This window comes from Microbacterium sp. 77mftsu3.1 (assembly GCF_900100525.1).
Lineage (GTDB): Bacteria > Actinomycetota > Actinomycetes > Actinomycetales > Microbacteriaceae > Microbacterium > Microbacterium aquilitoris.
Window position 1 is genome coordinate 217,680 of sequence record NZ_FNCR01000004.1, and the last position, 15,689, is coordinate 233,368.

Sequence of the window (15,689 nt, forward strand, 5' to 3'; positions counted from 1 at the left end):
CCGCGTGTAGTAAGCTGGATGAGTTGCCGCGAGCGGCGACCAAGGGCCTGTGGCGCAGCTGGTAGCGCACCTGCATGGCATGCAGGGGGTCAGGGGTTCGAGTCCCCTCAGGTCCACCAAATACCCCGGTTCGCCGGGGTTTTTGTGTTTCTCCCCGCGGGTGCGTCGATGCCGTACGCTCGGCGCATGCACATCGGATCGGCACGAAGGCGGGGGCCTCGTGGGGCGGTGCGAGACATGAGTCGAGCCGACCTCCGCCTCGTCCCCATGACCCCGCGGGATCCGCACGAACCGGCCAGGGCAGCCTCGTCGCTGGAGCTCTTCTTCGATCTCGTCTTCGTCGTCGCCGTCAGCATCTCCGCGGTCGAGCTGCATCACGCTCTGACCGGCGGTCACATCGTCGATGGCGTCCTGAGTTATGCCGCCGTGTTCTTCAGCATCTGGTGGGCATGGATGAACTTCACCTGGTTCGCCACCGCATTCGATACGGACGACTGGCTCTACCGTCTCCTCACCATCGTCCAGATGGGAGGCGTGCTGGTGCTCGCGGCAGGAGTCCATTCGGCATTCGCCGACGGCGACTTCCGCATCGTGACCGCGGGGTACGTGGTCATGCGGCTCGCCATGGTCGCTCAGTGGATCCGTGCCTTCCGAAGAGCGGGGCCGGCGCGAGCGGCGACGGTGACCTACGCCGTCGGGATCACGGCGGTGCAGGTCCTCTGGGTGGCGGCACTGCTGCTCCCGGTCGGTGCCTTCCGGCTCGTCATCGTGGGGCTGATCCTCGCGGAGCTGGCGGTTCCGGTCATCGCGGAAAGCAGAGCGCCCACACCGCGCAACGCGCACCACATCACCGAGCGCTACGGTCTGTTCACTCTCATCCTGCTCGGTGAGAGTCTGCTCGCCTCCGCGAACGCGGTGATCCACGCCGTGCAGGATGCCGAGTCACTGACTCCACTCATCGGGATCGCCGTCCTCACCCTCGCCGTGACCGCCGCGCTGTGGTGGATCTACTTCTGGCCGCCGCACCACCTGGCGATCGACCGGCTGGGAAGTCCATTGCTGTACGGCTACGGCCACTACTTCGTGTTCGCGGCGGCCGGCGCCTTCTCCGCCGGCATCGAGGTCGAGATCGACGTTCTGACAGGTGACAGCGCGTTGATGTCGCCTGCGGCATCCTTCACCTATACGGTGCCCATCGCGATCTTCATCGGGGTCGTCTGGCTGCTGGCGATCCGTCCGCACGCGGGGCGTGCCGTGAACCTCATCGTCCCGTCGGGAGCGGTCCTCGTCCTCATCGACCCGCTCGTCCCGGTGCCCGTGGCGTTGACGGCCGTCATCCTCGCCGGGGTGGTCGCGGCTCTCATCGTCTCCGAACCGCGCGCGGTCGATGCCGACGGCGGGGCGCTCGTCGACGTCTGATTCCGTGCGAACCGGTGGTCCTCAGCTCGCCGAGGTCTGCAGCTCACGGCGCCGACGCGCATGACGCCACTCCGATACGAAGACGGAGCTCCGTCCGGCGGCGGTGCAGACGCCGCACACGGCTGCCGCAGCGAGGACGGCGCCGGCCTGATCAGAACCCTGTGCCGCGCCGGTCACCGAGGAGAGGAGGAGCAGCACGATCCCGGACGTCACGGCCCCAAGCAGCCAGAACACCATCACGTGCGCGACGACGCCGCGCACATTCCGCATCCACCGGGCCACGAGCCACGCGATCGGCGCGCCGAGCCACACCAACGCGAACGAGAGTGCGGCCGCGCCCAGCACGACGAAGACGAGAAGACCCTTCACGCTCTCGTCCGTCTGCATCGCTACGACGCACAAGTACACGGCGACGACCGCGACGAAACAGACCCACGTGGTGAATGTGTGACGAGCGACGTCGCGGGAATCAAGGGCTCTCGATCCCGGCTCACTCGGCGGAATCGGAAGCCTCCGCGTCCACCTCGGCGGCGTCGACGTCGAGATCCCCGGCGTCGGGAGCGACGAACCGCTCCTCGGGAGACGGGTCGTCAGGGTGATCAGGGGCACCGTGGGGCGCAGGGGGCAGGCCGTCCTGCTCTCCGCCGACGAGTCGCTCCAGGTCGGGCGTGGGATCGTTGCTCATGGGGGTCCTCTCGACTCTTCGAGCATGTCGGACCTCGAGCGTTGCGTCGAGGGCCTTGACCGGATTCAGCTGTTCTCGGTCGGGTCAACCAGCTGCAGCAGCAGGCTCCGGATGGGCTGCGCCCGCTCGGTAAAGGCGCGTTGCGCCGTGACGTACTCGGCCTTGCCCGCCGGCGTCTCGATGGGCACGGGGGAGTAGCCCCAGTCGCTGAGTTCGTACGGCGAGGCTCGCATGTCGAGTTCCCGGATGTCGCGGGCGAGCACGAACGCATCCAGGAGCAGCTCGCCGGGAACGAGCGGGCCGAGCTTCACCGCCCACTTGTAGAGGTCCATCCCCGCGTGGAGACACCCCGGCTGCTCCGTCAGCGCCTGCGTGTCGCGCGTGGGAGCGAAGCGATTGCGTGGCGCCGCGTCGGGCGTGAAGAAGCGGAACGCGTCGATGTGCGTGCATCGCAGATCGTGCGCCTCGACGACGGCATCCGTCCCCTCGGCACCGAGTCGCAACGGCACGGGATGCCGCGTCTCGCCGTCACGGTAGACCATGGCCCATTCGTGAAGGCCGAAGCATCCGTACGAGCCGGTCCGTCCGAGCGTGCTCGACAGGATGCCGCGGATCGCGCGGACCAGCGGCGCCTTCTCGGTGAGGAACGCGTCGGCGTCGGCCGCGACCGTGCCCGCCTCGCTGCGGTACCAGCGCCACCCCGCGTGCGGCGAGTCCGCGGCATCCGCTAACCGGACGTCACGCCCCGGATGCCAGCGGCGCAGGACAGCCGGCTTGTAGGAGTAGTACGTGTAGAGGAAGTCGTCGACCGGGTGCGTCTCGCCCCCGGCCGCGCGATGACGGCGTCCGGCGGTCAGCGCATCGGCCCGCTCGGCATGCGCTCGCATCCGCTCGGTCCAGTCGGTCCGCGCGAGGACGTCGCTCGTCAGGGTGGGCATCGCAGGCCGGTCAGAGGGGCTGGATGAGTTCGGGGGAGTCGTTGCGGACGTTGCCGACGGCACTGGAGACGACGTGGTCGGTGAGGCCGGCGACGACCTGGGGGGCTGCGTCGACGGCGGCGTCGAGGAGGTCGCCGACGTTGTCCACCTCGGTGTCGAGCCACGCGTCGGCGAAGTCGGCGTCGAGGAACAACGGCATCCGGTCATGGATCGACCCGAGCGGCGCGACGGCGTCGCGCGTGATGATCGTGAAGGACAGCACCCAGCGCGTGGGGTCGTCCTCGGCCTTCGCCGGGTCCTTCCACCACTCGTAGAGTCCCGCGAACAGCAGCGGGGACCCGTCGGCGGGATGGATGAAGTACGGCGTCTTGCCCTCGTCGGTCGTCTGCCACTCGTAGTACCCGGTGGCAGGCACGATCGCGCGGCGCTTGATGAGGGCCTGCCGGAACATCGGCTTGTCCTCGAGCTCCTCCGAACGCGCGTTGAACGCCCGCGCGCCGACCTTCACGTCCTTCGCCCACGAGGGGACGAGGCCCCAGCGCGCCGGCTCCAGCCGCCGTGTGGGCGGGTCGGTCTTGGCCGAGTCGAGGACGATACCCACCCGCGAGGTCGGGGCGATGTTGTACGACGGAGCGGGGAGGTCGTCGCTCTCGACGTCGACGCGGAGAACGCCGACCAGTTCCGAGGCGACGTTGGCAACGACGAAGCGACCGCACATGGCTGTCAGCCTAGGAGGAGGTGGGGACATCGCGGACGATGTCGACGTCGGTCAGTCGCTCGAGCAGCTCCGCGCCGTCGTCGCCGGTGACCCAGGGCACGCCCGCGGCGCTGTGGTCGTCCACGGCCGTCCGACCGCCCGCGAGGACCGCCTCGGCGGGAGTCAGTCGCCGGATCGCGACGGCGGCGACCTGCTCGGGATGCTCGATCGTGAACTGCGTGTAGATCTCGTCATCGTGCTGACCGTCGTCGCCGATGAGCAACCAGTCGATGTCGGGGAACTCATCCGCCAGGCGGCGCAGGTTCTCGTGCTTGTGCTCCTTGCCGCTGCGAAACCACCGGTCGTGCGTCGGACCCCAGTCCGTCAGGAGCATCGCGCCGAGGGGGAACAGATGCCGCCGCTGGAATCGCACCAGGGTCGGCGCGACGTTCCACGCACCTGTCGAGAGATACAGGATGGGCGACCCGGGGTTCTCACGAACGAGCCGCTCGAGCAGGACGGCCATGCCGGGAACCGGCTGGCGGGCGTGCTCGTTGAGGACGAAGGAGTTCCACGCCGCCACGAAGGGCCGGGGGAGGGCGGTGACCATCACGGTGTCGTCCACGTCCGAGATCACCCCGAACCGGATGTCGTCTCCGACGATGAACACGCGGGCGTCGACCGGGTCGGCATCCTCCACGCTCATCGTGATCGTCTGCCAGCCCGCGGCGAGCGTGGCCGGGAGCACGGCGTCGACGACCCCACCGCGATCGGCGGCGACCTCGTGGCTCACCCCGTCGATCATCACGGTCACCCGCGCGTGGGCGATCGGCACGGCGGCGAAACTCCGCCATCCGCGCACACCGGCGTAGTCGCCCCGCTCTCGGCGCTTGGCCTTCGGGGGGATCAGCACCCGGCCGAGGACGCGCACCCACTGCGTGCTGCCGTACCCGGGGAACGCGGCGACCGTGGGCCGGCGGCCGTTCGCGCGGGCGCGCTTCTCGCGCCAGGCGTGGAACCGGTATTCGAGGCGTGCCAGCCAGAGCACCTTGGCGTCGCGGGGGGAGGAGGACATCGATTCAGTCTTTCACGTCGTCGGCCCGAGCCTCCGGCGCATCGTCGAGCTCGAGGTGGCGTGCCTCCCGGGTGCTGATGACGCGCTTCGCGATGTAGACGAGCAGGACGAACGCCGCGATGACGGCGACGAAGAGGTAGCCCGCGTAGTGGAGGCTGTCGGAGAGTTCGCGGTACCCCTCGGCGGCGGCCGCGGCGACGGAGACGTACGCGACCGACCAGACCGTGCACGCGGGCACGGTCCACGCGAGGAACCTGCGGTACGCGAATCCGCTCATCCCCACGGTGAGCGGGACGAGGGAGTGGAGGACCGGGAGGAAGCGCGACAGGAAGATGGCGGGCCCGCCGCGTCGACGCAGATAGAGCTCCGCGCGCATCCAGTTGCGTTCGCCGGTCAGCTTCCCGACGCGCGAGAACCGGATGCGCGGTCCCAGCCAGCGTCCGAGCGCGAATCCGATGCTCTCGCCGATGAGCGATCCGATGAGGATGGCCAGGACGAGCCAGGTGCCCTCGGCGAGGTTGTCGACGGCCGTGCCGGCGACGATGACGATCGTGTCGCCGGGGACGATGAGCCCGACGAGGACGCTCGTCTCGAGCATCATCGCGAGTCCGGCGACGATGACGCGCACGACCGGGTCGACCGCCTGGACGGTACTGAGCAGCCAGTCGAGGATCTCGTTCACGACCTCAGATTATCCGCCGTCTACCCTGAGGGGGTGTCCAGCGACCTCGCCTCCCGCGCACTCGACGGCTGGCTCGATCCCGCGATCGCCTTCGCGACGGTCGTCGGCGATGCCGGGGACGCCTTCTGGTTGGATGCCGGGCCCGACGCCGCCGACGGGTGGAGCTGGGTGGGCACCGGCATCCCCTCGTCGCCTCCTCACGAGGTCCGCCTCTCCGGTGGGACGGATGCCGCTGCGGGACCCTTCCGTGGCGGCTGGGTCGGCTGGTCGGGGTACGACGCGGCGGCCCGCCGCGCCGGCGCGCCTGCCGTGGACGACGTCGGGCCCGCAGAGGTCTGGCTCCGCGTCGATCGGATGCTGGGGTTCGATCACGCTGCACGGCGGATGGTCGCCTTCGGTGCGGAGGACGTCCTCGACGGGCTGGCCGCGTCGGTCGCTCGGGCTATCGCGGCGGGAGAGGCCCCGAGCCCCGCGGAACCGCCCGTGGTCGAGGTCGTCGCCCGGCACGATCCTGCGGGGTACATCGCCCTCATCGAACAGTGCCGCGAAGAGATCAGGGAGGGGCGTGCGTACCAGCTGTGCCTCACCACGCGATTCGAGACGGCGGCATCCGTGGACCCGGTCGACACGTACCTGCGGCTGCGAGCCGCGACACCGGCGCACCACGGCGGATTCATCCGCAGCGGCGGGTGGGCGCTCGTCAGTGCGTCACCCGAGCAGTTCCTGTCGGTCTCGGAGGGGATCGTCCGCACGCGCCCCATCAAGGGCACGCGACCGCGCTCCGTCGACGTCGTCGAGGATGCGGCTCTCGCCGCCGAGCTGCGGGGGAGTGAGAAGGAGCAGGCCGAGAACGTCATGATCGTCGACCTCATGCGCAACGACCTGCAGCGGGTGTGCGAGCCCGGGACGGTCGCGGCGGAACGGCTGCTGGAGGTCGAGTCCTACCCCGCCGTGCATCAGCTCGTGAGCACGGTGGCGGGGAGGCTGCGTCCCGGCACGACGGTCGGCGACCTCCGGGATGCGGCTTTTCCCGCCGGAAGCATGACGGGAGCCCCCAAGCTCTCGGCCATGCAGATCCTGCACCGGGTGGAGTCTGCGCCCCGGGGAGTCTTCGCGGGATGCTTCGGGTGGATCGGTTTCGACGGCGGACTCGATCTGGCCATGGTGATCCGCTCGATCGTCGTCCACCCGGGCGGCGCGTATGTCGGCGCCGGTGGCGGGATCACGTGGGGGTCGATCGCGGCGGACGAGGTCGCTGAAGTCGGCATCAAGGCGCGAGCGCCCCTCCGCGCGCTGGGTGCGGAACTGCCACCGGGATGGTGAAAGTCCTGGTCCGCTAGGCTGAAAAGGCGTTTTCGCGCGCCCTCCCGACTTTGCACGATTGGTTCACCGTGTCATCCAGCACCTCCTCCGACGCATCGGCTCCCGAGCAGACCGGCTTCGACTCCCGCGCCATCCAGGCGAAGTGGCAGGCCCGGTGGGCGGAGTCCGACCCGTTCAAGGCCGGCGGCGACGAAGACACCCGTCCGCGCAAGTACGTCCTCGGAATGTTCCCGTACCCCTCGGGCGACCTGCACATGGGCCACGCCGAGAACTACGCCTACGTCGACGCCGTCGCACGCTTCTGGCGTCACCGCGGCTACAACGTGCTGAACCCGATCGGCTGGGACTCCTTCGGCCTGCCCGCCGAGAACGCCGCGATCAAGGGCGGCGCCGGGTCCGACCCGCGCGAGTGGACCTACAACAACATCGACCAGCACAAGGTCAGCTTCCGCGCGTTCGGGTCGTCGTACGACTGGAGCCGCGTGCTCCACACGAGCGACCCCGAGTACTACCGCTGGAACCAGTGGCTGTTCCAGCGCCTGTTCGAGCGCGGGCTCGCTTACCGCAAGCAGAGCGCCGTCAACTGGTGCCCCAACGACCAGACCGTGCTCGCGAACGAGCAGGTCGTCGACGGACACTGCGAGCGCTGCGGGTACGAGGTCGTCAAGAAGAAGCTGACGCAGTGGTACTTCAAGATCACCGAGTACGCCGACCGTCTGCTCGATGACCTGAACCAGCTCGAGGGCTTCTGGCCCCACAAGGTGCTGCAGATGCAGCGCAACTGGATCGGCCGCTCCATAGGCGCCGACATCGACTTCGAGATCGAGGGGCGCGCCGAGAAGATCACCGTCTTCTCCACCCGTCCCGACACCCTCCACGGCGCGACCTTCATGGTCGTCGCGCCTGACTCGGACCTCGCTGCGGAGCTCGTCGACGGCGCCTCGCCCGAGGTTCAGCAGCGCTTCCGGAACTACCTCGACACGGTGCAGAAGACGAGCGAGATCGAGCGCCAGACCGCCGATCGCCCCAAGACCGGTGTGTTCCTCGACCGTTTCGCGATCAACCCGATCAACGGTGAGCGTCTGCCGATCTGGGCGGCGGACTACGTCCTCGCCGACTACGGGCACGGTGCCGTCATGGCCGTCCCCGCGCACGACCAGCGCGACCTCGACTTCGCCCGCGCGTTCGACCTGCCCGTGAAGGTCGTCGTCGACACGACGGCTCCGGTCACCGGCGCGATCCCGGTCATCGAGGTCGACGAGGACGGTGTGCCGATCGGCGACGACCTCGAGTCGATCGACCCCGCCCGCACGGGCACCGCCCTGACGGGCGACGGACGCCTCATCAACTCCGGGTCGCTGAACGGGCTGTCCAAGCGCAACGCGATCGCCCGCGCGATCGAAGAGCTCACCTCGGCGGGAACCGGCCGCGCCGCGAAGACCTACCGCCTCCGCGATTGGCTGATCTCGCGTCAGCGGTTCTGGGGCACCCCGATCCCGATGATCCACACCGAGGACGGCCGTATCGTCCCGGTCCCCGACGAGCAGCTGCCCGTCATCCTCCCCGACGCCAAGGGTCTCGACCTGAAGCCGAAGGGCACGTCGCCGCTGGGCGGCGCGACCGAGTGGATGTCGACGGTCGACCCCGAGACCGGCGAGCCGGCGCTTCGCGACGCTGACACGATGGACACGTTCGTCGACAGCTCGTGGTACTTCCTGCGCTTCCTGGCCCCAAACGGGGCGACGGAGCCGTTCCCGAGCGCCGAGGCATCCAAGTGGGCGCCGGTCGACTCGTACATCGGCGGCGTCGAGCACGCGATCCTCCACCTGCTGTACGCCCGGTTCATCACGAAGGTCCTGTTCGACATGGGCCTCGTCGACTTCACCGAGCCGTTCACGAGCCTGATCAACCAGGGCATGGTCCTGCTCGACGGCTCGAAGATGTCGAAGTCGAAGGGCAACCTCGTCGAGTTCGCGTCGAGCATGGACGACCCGGGTGCGGATGCCGTCCGTGTCGCTATCGCATTCGCCGGGCCTGTCGAGGACGACATCAACTGGGAGGACGTCTCGACGACCGGTGCCCAGAAGTTCCTGTCGCGCGCACTGCGTGTCGCCTCCGACGTCGCGAGCCCGTCGGACGTCGTCTGGGCCGAGGGGGACACCGCGCTCCGCCGCGTGACCCACCGCCTGTGGGCCGATGTCGTCGGGCTCGTCGAGCAGTCGAAGTTCAACGTGGTGGTCGCGCGTCTCATGGAGCTCGTCAACGCGACGCGCAAGACGATCGACTCGGGCGCAGGCGCCGCCGACCCCGCCGTCCGCGAGGCCGCCGAGGCCGTCGCGATGATCCTCGACCTCTTCGCCCCGCACACCGCGGAGGAGATGTGGGAGATCCTCGGCTACAAGCCGTTCGTCGGCGTCGTGCCGTGGCGTCAGGCCGACCCCACGCTCCTCGTCGAGGAGTCGGTGACGGCGGTCGTGCAGGTCAACGGCAAGGTGCGCGGCACGCTCACCGTCCCGGCGAAGATCTCGGGCGACGAGCTCGAGAAGCTCGCCCTCGCCGACGAGAAGGTGCGTCGGGCCATCGGCGACAAGGAGATCACCCGCGCCGTCGTGCGGGCGCCGAAGGTCGTCAGCTTCACCGTCGCCTGAGCGTCTTCTCCACCGTGGCCATCTGACCGCGGTTCGTCCACCGCCCTCTCGCCGCGCGGCGAGGGGCGGCCCGGCGCCGGAATGATCGTGCCATGGGTGCGCAGGCGGTGCCGACGTCTCGACGTCGGCTGGGGATCGGTGCCGCCGTCGTCCTCGTGGTCGTCGTCGCCGCCGTGACGATTGCGATCGGGATCGTCCGGACGGGCGCGGAATCAGCCGTCGAGACGGTGCCCGAGGTCGTCTCCGAGACGGTGGCGCCGGCGTCGGTGTACGTCCACGTCTCGGGTCAGGTGCGAGAGCCCGGTCTGTATCGCCTCGACCAGGGTGCGCGCGTCGTGGACGCCGTCGTCGCCGCCGGGGGGTTCTCTGAGAAGGCGTCTCGCGACGGCGTGAACCTTGCGCGTCCGGTGAGCGACGGTGAGCAGCTCCTCATCCCCGGAGAGGGTGAAGAGGGGACGGATGCCGGTGCTTCCGCCGCACCCGAAGGCGATGGTCGCGTGAATTTGAACACCGCCGACGTCGCTGCCCTCGACACGTTGCCGCGCATCGGACCGTCGATCGCGCAGCGGATCCTCGACTGGCGCGAGGAGAACGGCCGGTTCACGAGCGTCGACGACCTCATGGCGGTGCCGGGGATCGGGGAGAAGATGCTCGAATCCCTCCGCGACCTGGTGACGGTGTGAGTGGTCGGACCGCGCGGCGCCCCTGACGTTGCTACCGTTTGCGCATAACCGAGGCGCCCTGCCCAGCGGGCCCCACCGGCGTCTTGCTGGCGGGGCCCGCTGGCGCGTTCAGAGTGATTCGTTCCGGCGCATGACGTGATCGCGACGGATTACATCAGCGGCGAATGCGAGGAGGGGGACCACTGAGAGAGGACCAATCCACGTCGGGTCTGCATCTGTCGTCATAAGAACGGCGTTTAACGCCGCGCACCAGACAACGGCACTGACAAACCAGGTGATGCGCCACCAGGTATCGGCGAAAAAGTAACGGAAACGGTTGACGCTTCGATCTTTCTTCACTTGCAGTTCCCCCCTTTATATGTATCGAACCAAGGTACTGGCGAGGTGACCACAGTGAAAGTGATCGTCAGCTGGAGACATCTTTTCGGGCTGGAGTTGTCCGCAACGCCAGCCGTGTACACACCCGACCCCGCAATAGCCAGACAGGCGGCGCCAAATGCAGCCGCTCCAATGGGCCCACCCGCCGCGGTGCCGGCGGCTGCACACACGGCCGTCAGGCCGGTAGCGCCCCACCCCGCACCCGCGATCGTTTTAGTCTCGGCGCGGTTCCAACGTACGAGGGTCTGGAAAAAGTTCGGCCGCGTTATCTTCGGGTCCGCTACGACAGGGTAGACGATGCCCGCGGATTCATGATCAACCAGCTGCACGAGTGCACCCGACTGCACCACGTAGCGAGTAGCGACGTTGCGGCCGTTCGCGTCCTTCGCCCACGGCGCTTCGACGTGCGCAATAGAAACCTCCAGTACCGCCTCCGTGTTTGACTCCGGATCCTCGAGATCCACCATCCTGAAGATATCCGCGCTGCCGTCAGCGTTTACACGTGCGCCGGTGCCGGCCTCGAGAGGATATGTGAAGCGATTTGACTGGGATGCGTCGTAGATCACGGTGGCGATGCGGACGCCGTCGTCTACCGTCTCCACCGACAGCGCGGCAGATTCACTGTCGCCCGACATCGCAATGCTGCCCTGTCGCGAGATCCCTACGTCGGCCACGCTCATTTCAGTTGGCAAGCCAATCGAGACAGGCGCTGCCTGATCGAAATGCAGCGTGACTTGACTCTCATCTCCGATCGCTTGAACTGCCTCATTCGATGCAATCCAGTTCTCGCTGTGAAGCTGCGCTCGTGTAATCGTCTCGCGTTCGGCAGAAGAAGCTACAGCGTTGGCGATCTCCGTGTATGGGTCGGACTCGGCGTACGCTGCCGTTGGACATGCGATGGATATGGTGAAGACGGTCGCCGCAGCTGCCGCTGCGACCGATACTTTCTGGCTTCGCTTCCCGTCGTCTCGAAATTTGAACACGTTGCTCCCCCGGTCGATGGGCCGCGGCATTGCGGCCCTGACGCGAATCTATGCGATGGATTGCCATCATTGTTGTCCCCTCTTCGGCGGACATCGACGTAGGTCATTCGGCCGGTCTGGTCGCCTTGCCTCGGCAAGCGCAGGTGCTCAGAAGGCCCCAGTGAGACACTGACGACGATGCGTCAGCGGCACCATGGGGCATGACGGTGCGAATCCGAACTTCAGTTGGCCATGGTGGCCGCCCGAGGCGGATCCGACTGTTCGGCGGGCCATGTTCCGGCGAGAGGAGACCGGCCGGATCGCCACCGTGACTAGGGGACGTTGACAGCGAGGGTCGAGAAGAAGCTCCGGCACTGTTGTGCGACCTGTGATCGTGACTAGTAGCTACTCCCGGGGGGGGGGCACCTCATCTGCACCCCGGCCATCAAACGTTGAAGATCGGCCGTCGTAGGAGACGCGAGAATCATAAGAGGCTGGAGATGCCACCTCTGATGCTGGTGGAGCGCAGTGGGGCTGCTTGTTCTTTTCTCCACTGATGCCGGGCAATCGGTGTAATCCCCCGATCGACCGTAGACGGAGCCTGACGCATGAAGACTGCCCGAGCCTTTCGGAATGACGATGCGGACCGCGCGGCGCCGCGACCTGCGGTTGCTACCGGTCGCGCTCGCGGGGTGGGCGGGTGCCGGGGCGGCGATCAGCTTCCCCGAGCATGCGGTCGCTCTCGCCGTGATCTTTTGGGTTGTCGCCGCTTTAGCCTTGGTGATCGCCGCGCGAACGTCCCTGCCGACGACCGTCGCGCTTATCGCGGTGGCGTTCGCGGTCGCCGGGGGCGCGGCATCCCACGTCGCACTCGCTCAGCCCGCCCGAGAGGCCGTCGCCGGTCTGCAGATCACCGGGGGGCGCACCGCCGCGTTCGAGGTCGATGTCGTCGGCAAGGTCGAACGGTCCGCCACCGGGTTCCGCTTCGACGCGATCACCAGGTCCGCGACGATCGGCTCGGACTCGACGCCCGTCTCGGCTCCCGTACTTGTCCGCGTCCAGGAGCGCCCGGCCGGGCTCGACCTCGGTGCTCAGGTCGAGGTGACGGGAACGGCGTTTCGAGCGGATGCCGCTGATCGTGAGGTCCTCGTGATCGAGGCGTCCACGATTCGGCTGGTGCGAGCCCCGACCGGTCCGCTCGCCGTCGCGGCCGCGCTGCGGACGGGTCTGGTCGAGGCGGTCGACGGTCTCCCCGACCCCGGTGCAGGGCTCGTTCCAGGCCTCGCGGTCGGCGACACATCCGCGGTCACCGAGGATCTCGACCAGCAGATGAGAGCATCGTCGCTGTCGCATCTGACAGCCGTCTCGGGGGCGAACTGCGCGCTCGTCGTCGGGATCGCATTCGGCTTCGCTGCCCTCTGCGGGGCGCGGCGCGGCATCCGCGTCACGGCGGGACTGGCGACGCTCGTCGCATTCATCGTGCTTGTCTCGCCCGAACCCAGCGTCGTCCGAGCGGGCGTGATGGCGGCGATCGCCATGCTGGGCGTCCTGCTGGGGCGGATCGGCGCAGGGATGTCGATCCTGTCCGCGTCGGTGTGCGTGCTGCTCGTGCTCGATCCTTGGCTCGCGGCCTCCCTCGGGTTCGCACTGTCTGCGGTGGCGACCGGGTCGCTGCTGCTGTTCGCCGGACCGCTCGCCGACGGGATGTCGCGGTGGATGCCCGCACCGCTCGCGCTCGCCCTGTCCGTCCCGCTCGCGGCGCAGCTCGCCTGCGGACCGCTGCTCGTGCTGATCGAGCCGACCGTGCCCCTCGTCGGCGTGCTCGCGAACCTGCTTGCGGGTCCCGCCGCGCCCGCCGCGACCGTCCTCGGCCTTCTCGCCTGCCTTGCGCTGCCGTTCCCGGTACTCGCGCAGGGGCTGGCGGCGATCGCGTGGCTGCCGGCGGCCTGGATCGCGGGAACGGCGGACCTGTCCGCGCGGCTGCCCGGGGCATCCATCGGATGGGTGGAAGGGATGCCGGGGCTCATCGCCCTCGCAGCGACAGTGGCCGCGATCGGCATCGTGATCGCCGCACGCCGGCACCGGTTGCAGCGGTGGGCGGGGTGGGCGCTCGTCGTCATCGTCGTCGTCGTGGTGAGCGCCGGCCCGTTCCGGACCCTCATCGACCGGACGCGGGCGCCGGACGATTGGGCCATCGCTGCATGCGAGGTGGGGCAGGGCGACGCCGTACTCGTGCGCTCCGGTGAGGCCATCATGCTGATCGACACGGGGCCGGAGCCAGCGCCCCTCGCCGCGTGCCTTGACCGGTTCGCGGTCGACCGCATCGACGTCCTTGTGTTCACCCACTTCGACATGGACCACCGCGGCGGTGCCGAGACTCTGGTCGGTCGCGCGGATCTCGTCCTGCACGGTCCGATCCCCGACGCAGAGGCTGCTGCGATGATCGCCGGTTTCACGGAGTCGGGTGCGCGAGCACAGGAGGTCTCCGCAGGTCAGAGCGGCGCGCTGGGGGAGTGCCGCTGGCGCTCGCTGTGGCCGAGGCCGCGCGACCCGGTCTATCCGTACGGGAACGACGCGAGCGTCGTGATCGACATCACCGGATGCCGCGCCCCCGACGCGATCTTCCTGGGCGATCTGTCAGCGCAGCCGCAACGATCCCTGCTCGCTCTCGGCGCGATCGACCGCACCTATTCGGTGGTCAAAGTCGCGCACCACGGCAGCGCCGATCAGGATCACAGCCTCTACGAAGAGCTCGACGCGGCCGTCGCCCTCGTGACCGTCGGAGAGAACACCTACGGCCACCCGCGAGAGGAGATCCTCGAGCTCCTCCGCGAGGAAAAGGCGATCATCGCCCGCACCGACACGTCGGGTGACGTCGTGCTCTGGCGCGACGGGGACGGGATCCGGCTGTGGCGCTCCCGTGAGGAGGGCGGCTGATTCTCGTAGGCTGACCGGATGCCTCCCGCCCGCACGGCCCTTTCCCTCACCTCTCTGCGCGATGCTCCTCGCGGCGGTCGCGGCGGTCGCGGCTGTGTGGGCGCTGTCCCGGCGGCGGTCCGGTGAGCGACGGCGGAGCGTCGGTAGCCCTCGGTAGGCTGGACCCATGCCGAGCCCCCGTCGTCCTGCCGCGAAGACGGCGAAGTCGGCGATCCCGCAGATCTCCTGGCGTGCGCCGCAGCCCGCGCCCGTCGTCCTCGTCTCGGGGCCCGAGGAGATCTGCGCCGAGCGGGCGACCGCCGGCATCCGTGAATACCTGCGCGCCGAGGATCCGAGCCTCGAAGTCACCGACATCCGCGCCGACGACTACGCGCCGGGCACCCTCTTCGCGGTGTCATCACCCTCGCTGTTCGGCGAGCCGCGCCTCGTCCGCGTCTCGGGTGTCGAGAAATGCTCCGACGCGTTCCTGACAGAGGCGATCCGCTACCTCGAAGCGCCGCAGGAGGGCGCGACGATCGTGCTCCGCCACACCGGCGCGAGCGTTCGCGGCAAGAAGCTCCTCGACACGATCCGTTCGGGCGCCGGCGGCGGCATCGAGATCGCCTGCCCCGCGGTCAAGCGTGACTCCGACCGCTTCGACTTCGCGGCGGGCGAGTTCCAGGCCGCCAAACGCCGCATCGCCCCGCCCGCGCTCCGCGCCCTCGTCTCGGCCTTCGCCGACGACCTCACCGAGCTCGCGGCCGCGTGCCAGCAGCTCATCTCCGACGTCGAGGGCGACATCACCGAGCAGGTCGTCACCCGTTACTACGGCGGCCGCGTCGAGACGACCGCGTTCGCCGTCGCCGACACCGCCATCGCCGGACGCTACGGCGACGCCCTCGTCACCCTCCGCCACGCGCTCGCCTCCGGGGCGGACCCCGTGCCCATGGTCGCGGCGATCGCCTCGAAGCTCCGCACCATGGCGCGCGTCGCCGGCACCCGCGAGCCCTCCGGCGCCCTCGCCGCGCGCATCGGCATGAAGGACTGGCAGGTCGACCGTGCCCGCCGCGACCTCGCCGGCTGGACCGAGTCTTCGCTCGGCATCGCGATCCAGGCTGCCGCCCGAGCGGATGCCGAGGTCAAAGGCGCGTCCCGCGATGCTGTGTTCGCGGTCGAGCGCCTCGTCACGGTCGTGGCGACCCGAGCCCCGTACGGCGCCTGAGGCACGTCAGCCGCAAACGACGAAGGCCCATCCCTTTCGGGACGGGCCTTCGTCGTAGCTC

General features: G+C 68.8%; 13 protein-coding genes and 1 tRNA gene. 7 read left to right on the forward strand and 7 right to left on the reverse strand.

Annotated elements, in window-relative coordinates:
- The first annotated feature begins 43 nt into the window (after window positions 1-43).
- Both BLR68_RS11870 and BLR68_RS11875 read left to right on the forward strand, forming a co-directional pair.
- Window positions 44-119: transfer RNA gene (locus BLR68_RS11870), tRNA-Ala, on the forward strand.
- 118 nt (window positions 120-237) lie between these two features.
- A complete protein-coding gene (locus tag BLR68_RS11875; RefSeq protein ID WP_018186601.1) occupies window positions 238-1,419 on the forward strand; it encodes a low temperature requirement protein A in 1,182 nt (393 codons plus the stop codon).
- A 21-nt stretch (window positions 1,420-1,440) separates the two neighbouring features.
- Here the strand turns inward: BLR68_RS11875 and BLR68_RS11880 are convergent, their stop codons facing one another.
- From BLR68_RS11880 to BLR68_RS11905, 6 genes are all read right to left on the reverse strand, one after another.
- Window positions 1,441-1,788: a hypothetical protein gene (locus BLR68_RS11880; protein WP_256335385.1), complete on the reverse strand. Its 348-nt coding sequence runs from the start codon at window positions 1,786-1,788 to the stop codon at window positions 1,441-1,443.
- Window positions 1,789-1,909: 121 nt separating this feature from the next.
- A complete protein-coding gene (locus BLR68_RS11885) occupies window positions 1,910-2,104 on the reverse strand; it encodes a hypothetical protein (protein ID WP_018186603.1) in 195 nt (64 codons plus the stop codon).
- Window positions 2,105-2,169: 65 nt separating this feature from the next.
- Window positions 2,170-3,042 carry a hypothetical protein gene (locus BLR68_RS11890; RefSeq protein ID WP_018186604.1) on the reverse strand — a complete coding sequence of 291 codons (873 nt, stop codon included), beginning with the start codon at window positions 3,040-3,042 and terminating at the stop codon, window positions 2,170-2,172.
- A 10-nt stretch (window positions 3,043-3,052) separates the two neighbouring features.
- Window positions 3,053-3,760 carry an SOS response-associated peptidase gene (locus tag BLR68_RS11895; protein WP_018186605.1) on the reverse strand — a complete coding sequence of 236 codons (708 nt, stop codon included), beginning with the start codon at window positions 3,758-3,760 and terminating at the stop codon, window positions 3,053-3,055.
- Between the two features lie 10 nt (window positions 3,761-3,770).
- Window positions 3,771-4,814, reverse strand: a complete 1,044-nt coding sequence (locus BLR68_RS11900) for an App1 family protein (RefSeq protein WP_018186606.1) — start codon at window positions 4,812-4,814, stop codon at window positions 3,771-3,773.
- Between the two features lie 4 nt (window positions 4,815-4,818).
- Window positions 4,819-5,496, reverse strand: coding sequence for a DedA family protein (locus BLR68_RS11905; RefSeq protein ID WP_018186607.1), 678 nt, complete (start codon window positions 5,494-5,496; stop codon window positions 4,819-4,821).
- A 33-nt stretch (window positions 5,497-5,529) separates the two neighbouring features.
- Between BLR68_RS11905 and BLR68_RS11910 the strand changes: the two genes are divergently transcribed.
- From BLR68_RS11910 to BLR68_RS11920, 3 genes are all read left to right on the forward strand, one after another.
- Window positions 5,530-6,819 (forward strand): anthranilate synthase component I family protein, encoded by a 1,290-nt coding sequence (locus BLR68_RS11910; protein WP_018186608.1) that lies wholly within the window; start codon window positions 5,530-5,532, stop codon window positions 6,817-6,819.
- A gap of 68 nt (window positions 6,820-6,887) precedes the next feature.
- Window positions 6,888-9,467 (forward strand): leucine--tRNA ligase, encoded by a 2,580-nt coding sequence (gene leuS, locus BLR68_RS11915; protein ID WP_018186609.1) that lies wholly within the window; start codon window positions 6,888-6,890, stop codon window positions 9,465-9,467.
- 92 nt (window positions 9,468-9,559) lie between these two features.
- Entirely contained in the window at window positions 9,560-10,150 is a 591-nt protein-coding gene (locus BLR68_RS11920; protein WP_018186610.1) for a ComEA family DNA-binding protein, read from the forward strand.
- A gap of 335 nt (window positions 10,151-10,485) precedes the next feature.
- Here the strand turns inward: BLR68_RS11920 and BLR68_RS11925 are convergent, their stop codons facing one another.
- Window positions 10,486-11,511, reverse strand: a complete 1,026-nt coding sequence (locus tag BLR68_RS11925; RefSeq protein WP_143015758.1) for a hypothetical protein — start codon at window positions 11,509-11,511, stop codon at window positions 10,486-10,488.
- A gap of 612 nt (window positions 11,512-12,123) precedes the next feature.
- Here BLR68_RS11925 and BLR68_RS11930 point away from each other — a divergent pair.
- Window positions 12,124-14,427: a ComEC/Rec2 family competence protein gene (locus tag BLR68_RS11930; RefSeq protein WP_018186612.1), complete on the forward strand. Its 2,304-nt coding sequence runs from the start codon at window positions 12,124-12,126 to the stop codon at window positions 14,425-14,427.
- A gap of 166 nt (window positions 14,428-14,593) precedes the next feature.
- On the forward strand, window positions 14,594-15,628 hold the full coding sequence (holA, locus tag BLR68_RS11935) for a DNA polymerase III subunit delta (protein WP_018186613.1): 1,035 nt from the start codon (window positions 14,594-14,596) through the stop codon (window positions 15,626-15,628).
- Window positions 15,629-15,689 lie beyond the last annotated feature (61 nt).

Bases quoted from the DNA above. Each gene is read 5' to 3' on its own strand.
- BLR68_RS11875 (WP_018186601.1), top strand. From the start codon at position 238: ATGAGTCGAGCCGACCTCCGCCTCGTCCCCATGACCCCGCGGGATCCG.
- BLR68_RS11885 (WP_018186603.1), bottom strand. From the start codon at position 2,104: ATGAGCAACGATCCCACGCCCGACCTGGAGCGACTCGTCGGCGGAGAG.
- BLR68_RS11890 (WP_018186604.1), bottom strand. From the start codon at position 3,042: ATGCCCACCCTGACGAGCGACGTCCTCGCGCGGACCGACTGGACCGAG.
- BLR68_RS11895 (WP_018186605.1), bottom strand. From the start codon at position 3,760: ATGTGCGGTCGCTTCGTCGTTGCCAACGTCGCCTCGGAACTGGTCGGC.
- BLR68_RS11900 (WP_018186606.1), bottom strand. From the start codon at position 4,814: ATGTCCTCCTCCCCCCGCGACGCCAAGGTGCTCTGGCTGGCACGCCTC.
- BLR68_RS11920 (WP_018186610.1), top strand. From the start codon at position 9,560: ATGGGTGCGCAGGCGGTGCCGACGTCTCGACGTCGGCTGGGGATCGGT.
- BLR68_RS11930 (WP_018186612.1), top strand. From the start codon at position 12,124: ATGACGATGCGGACCGCGCGGCGCCGCGACCTGCGGTTGCTACCGGTC.
- holA (WP_018186613.1), top strand. From the start codon at position 14,594: ATGCCGAGCCCCCGTCGTCCTGCCGCGAAGACGGCGAAGTCGGCGATC.